This is a genomic window from Wolbachia endosymbiont of Drosophila incompta, assembly GCF_001758565.1.
Classification (GTDB): Bacteria; Pseudomonadota; Alphaproteobacteria; order Rickettsiales; family Anaplasmataceae; genus Wolbachia; species Wolbachia pipientis.
The window spans coordinates 1091526-1095643 of the sequence record NZ_CP011148.1 but is presented as its reverse complement, the minus strand read 5'-3'; the positions used below and the strand labels follow the sequence as shown (position 1 = coordinate 1095643).

Genomic DNA, 4118 nt, shown 5'->3' with positions numbered 1-4118 from the left:
CAGTAGATGCAATTCTACGATTCCTAAGCAATATATAAAACTGGCAGGTAAATCTGTTTTATTTCATACAATTAAAAGATTTCTGGCTAACCAATATATAGATTACATAAGAATAGCAATTAATAGAGACCATGAAAGTTTCTATGAGAAAGCTATATCACTAATTACAGACACTAAATTACTAAGCCCTGTATACGGAGGAGAAAACAGGCAAAGTTCAGTTAAACTAGGGCTTGAAAGCTTACAAAAAATTAACCCAGATTTTGTAGTTATACACGATGCTTGTAGGCCTTTTGTGTCAGATGTTCTGATAGATAACTTGGTTGAATCTATGATTAATGATCAATATACAGGAGTAGTTCCAGCAATAGAAGTTGAAGACACTATGTCATTGGTGAGTAATAGTTTGATTGAATCTACGATTTCAAGAGGAAAGCTCAGAGCCATACAAACCCCTCAAATTTTTAATTTCAAAGAATTATTATCATGCCATCAATCAGTCAAAGAATTTACTGACGATTCATCACTAATGGTAGAGCACAAAAAACATGTTGCGATTATTAAAGGTGAGAAAAGCAATTTTAAGTTAACCACAAAAGAGGATATCAATATGGCAAAGCTTCTTTTTGAAGAGCCAAAATTTCGTGTCGGAGCCGGTTATGATATACATAAGTTCATTAAAGTTCAAAATGGTGCTGAAAGCTTTATAAAAATTTGCGGTGTGAAAATTGAACACAACATGGCAATAGAAGCGCACTCTGATGGTGATGTTGCAATACATGCAATCGTTGATGCAATACTCGGAGCACTGGGATGTGGCGACATAGGAGAGCACTTTCCTCCTAGTTCCTCTGAATGGAAAGATTGCAATTCATCTCACTTTCTTGACTTTGCTGCTAAAAAAGCAAAAGAAAAAGGGTACAGCGTGTCTAATTTAGATATTACTATAGTTTGTGAAGAGCCTAAAATATCGCCTTACAAAGTAGAAATGAAGAAATTCATATCAAAAGCATTAGAAATTGATGATGAATTTGTAAATATCAAAGCAACCACTGCAGAGAAATTAGGTTATATTGGAAGAAATGAAGGAATAGCAGTGCATGCTTCTGTGTTATTGCATACAAACTTTTATTGGAAATAGAAACGAAAAAACTTACTTGACACCCTTCGCCAGCCCCCTTATCATGAAACTGAAGCTATTTATTTATCTTCTCTGTACAGATTAAATGACAAAAAAACTCAACGTATTTGGCGTCTCATGTTTAATTTTTTGCACTATGTGCACCTTATGTCTTTATCAAATTTCTAGCTATACAAGCTAAAATGCGCTTATAAAGCATTTAAAACATCAAAAAACGCCAACTTAAAAAATGGATAGTGAGTAATTAGCTACCCTAGGTTTTCTTTGCCTTTTTTTCTGTTTAGTAAATTTCTTAATGTTTATAATTTAGATTAGTTGCGGCTTAAAAGCAGATGAATCGCGGTTATTAAACGTTTAGAATAAAAAAACGCCATACTTGAAAGTATAATGTAAGTAACTAGCCAACCACGGGGCTTCTTTTGCCTTTTTTTTCGTTTGGTAAATTTCTTAAACATTTATGGCTAAACGACAATCGTCATCCCGCTACTTGTTAGCGGGATCTAGAGATACCGCGGCGGCATGACGTAGGACTGCTGTCATTCAAGTAGCTGACGCTGGAATCCAGCCTTGCTGTAATCTCATCAAGAACGTTGTGTTTTAACATAAGATCAGCCACTTTTATGCTTACCAACTTAATAAAATTCCTGGATCCAAGTAGTCAGGCTACTCGAATGACACCTTCATAAAGTGAAATGAGATCCCGCTAACAAGCAGCGGGATGACGAGAAAGGGGCTACTCGGATGACACCCTCATAAAGTGAAATGAGATCCCGCTAACAAGCAGCGGAATGACGGGAAAAGAGGTGCTGGGATGACACCTTCACAAAGTGAAATGAGATCCCGCTAACAAGCAGCGGGATGACGGGAAAAGAGGTGCTAGAATGACACCGTTTACTATGTAACATCTCATCATATCACAATGTTCGTACAGTTGTGGCGGTATGACGTAGAAAAACTGTTAACTTAAATCTATATTGACATGTCCCATTTTACGCTTATCCCTAACCTCTTTTTTCCCATATATGGTTAAACTAGCTTTTTCGTTGCTCAAATACTTATGAGAATCATATATATCATTACCTATTATATTTTTCGTCATACAAGGAAAGCGTAATACTACTTCCTGCATAGGTAGCCCGCATATTATCCTAACTAGCTGTTCAAATTGACTAACGTTACATGCATCCAAGCTCCAGTGGCAAGAATTGTGAGGTCTTGGAGCTAGTTCATTAACTAACAATTCGTTATCCTTAGTAACAAAAAATTCAATAGCCAGAATTCCTATTACATCAAGCGCATTTGCTATTTTCTTTGCAGCTCGTTGTACCTCTTGAGTTAATTTACTATCTATTTTAGCTGGCACTGTTGAAGTATCAAGTATTCCATCAACGTGGTAATTTTCTGCTATAGGAAAAAAAGCTACTTTACCGTTTTTATCTCTTGCAACGACTATTGAAACCTCTTTCAGTAAATCAACACTTGCTTCAAGAATGTACTCTGTATTCCAATCAAAGGAAGCAAATTGCTTCACTTCAGAATCATTCTCAAGCACATATTGCCCTTTTCCATCATAACCCATTTCTGTTGTTTTCAGCCTTGTTGGATAGCCAAAAGCTCTACTGCTTTTCAGTAGCTCATTATAATTTTGTATACTTTTGTATTCAGCAGTTTTTATACTCAAGCTTCTAATGAAATCTTTCTCTCTAAGCCTATTTTGCGCAATGTGTAACGCTTTTTTACCCGGATAAAAATTTACATCGATATCAATTGCACTACATGGAATATTTTCAGACTCAATAGTGACCAAATCCACACTCTGTGCAAAAGATTCAAGCGCTTTCTTATCAGAGAAATCTGCTATTGTGAAATCACCAGCAATAGAACAAGCTGGATCGTCTTTAGCACTGGCAAAAACATGTATTTTTTGTCCAAGTTTTGTTGCAGCGATAGCAGTCATTTTACCTAATTGTCCACCACCTATTATTCCTATTACTTTTTTGCTCAGCGCATCTGGTTCATTCATACTATAAATTGATATTTCCTAATTAAAGTATACTTGAAAAATCTATGAAAAAAGTATATAATTAAAATACTATTTTCTTATCATGAATATTTTATAATGATAGAATACACACTAACTACCAACTTTGTTGAAGTTACAGTTTTACCAATTTATATTGAAGAGCAATCCATTCCTTATGAAAATTGCTATGTATGGATGTATAACGTTAAGATAAAAAACACAAGCCAATCAACTATTCAATTGTTAAGTCGTCATTGGCAAATAATAGATTATAAGGGAAAAGTAAATGAAATTGCCGGAGTTGGTGTTATCGGAGAACAACCTGTGATAAAATCTGGAGAGGTATTTAAATACACAAGTGGAACATACTTAAATGTACCGTCAGGAATAATGCAGGGTAAGTATGAATTTCTGAATGAAGAAAGCATAAAAGTTTTTGAAGTTATGATACCACCCTTTTCTTTGGATAGTCCATACATCAAAACTAGACCCCATTAACTGTCAANNNNGTTTATTTGTAACCAGACTGCATTCTGTGATTTTTAGCAAAGCACGATACACAATCGTCATCCCGCTACTTGTTAGCGGGATCTATGCTAAGATACCGCGAATGAATCGCGGTATGACGGTTCGTGGCGGTTATGACGTGTTAGCTATAGCTATCTTCAAAAATATGGTTGAATAATTGTTAATAATAGTGTATAATTATTAATATTTTTAAGCACTTTGGCTATGGCTCTTTCAAAATTTCTCGATCCTCGCAATGATTTGTGTTTCAAAAAAATCTTTGGAACGGAAAAAAATAAGAATATCCTGATCCACTTTTTGAACGATATTTTAGGGTTTACTGAGATAAATGCAATACAAGAAGTTGAGTTTCTTAGCACTATTATGGATCCCGAAGTTGCCTCTGATAAACAAAGTATTGTTGATGTTCTTTGCAGGGACTCTAGT

The 4118-nt window shown here is 35.1% G+C and carries 3 protein-coding genes and 1 pseudogene; 3 read left to right on the top strand and 1 reads right to left on the bottom strand.

The genetic code is table 11. The features are described from left to right. Positions 1-1141, top strand: a 1141-nt coding sequence (ispF, locus tag WG67_RS08750) for a 2-C-methyl-D-erythritol 2,4-cyclodiphosphate synthase (protein WP_458694926.1), incomplete at its 5' end; no start/stop codon positions are given. A gap of 958 nt (positions 1142-2099) precedes the next feature. Here ispF and WG67_RS04955 read toward each other — a convergent pair. Beyond that, a complete protein-coding gene (locus WG67_RS04955) occupies positions 2100-3164 on the bottom strand; it encodes a 5-(carboxyamino)imidazole ribonucleotide synthase (RefSeq protein ID WP_070356985.1) in 1065 nt (354 codons plus the stop codon). A gap of 96 nt (positions 3165-3260) precedes the next feature. On the opposite strand from WG67_RS04955, the gene apaG reads away from it, so the two are divergent. Together apaG and WG67_RS07730 are read left to right on the top strand one after the other, a co-directional pair. Beyond that, positions 3261-3662, top strand: coding sequence for a Co2+/Mg2+ efflux protein ApaG (gene apaG, locus WG67_RS04950; RefSeq protein ID WP_179945720.1), 402 nt, complete (start codon positions 3261-3263; stop codon positions 3660-3662). A 234-nt stretch (positions 3663-3896) separates the two neighbouring features. Then, positions 3897-4118, top strand: a pseudogene (locus WG67_RS07730) (PD-(D/E)XK nuclease family transposase); the annotation flags it as partial.

What these genes read in the sequence shown, in the direction of transcription:
- WG67_RS04955 (WP_070356985.1), bottom strand. Translation starts at nt 3,164, where the DNA reads ATGAATGAACCAGATGCGCTGAGCAAAAAAGTAATAGGAATAATAGGT.
- apaG (WP_179945720.1), top strand. Translation starts at nt 3,261, where the DNA reads ATGATAGAATACACACTAACTACCAACTTTGTTGAAGTTACAGTTTTA.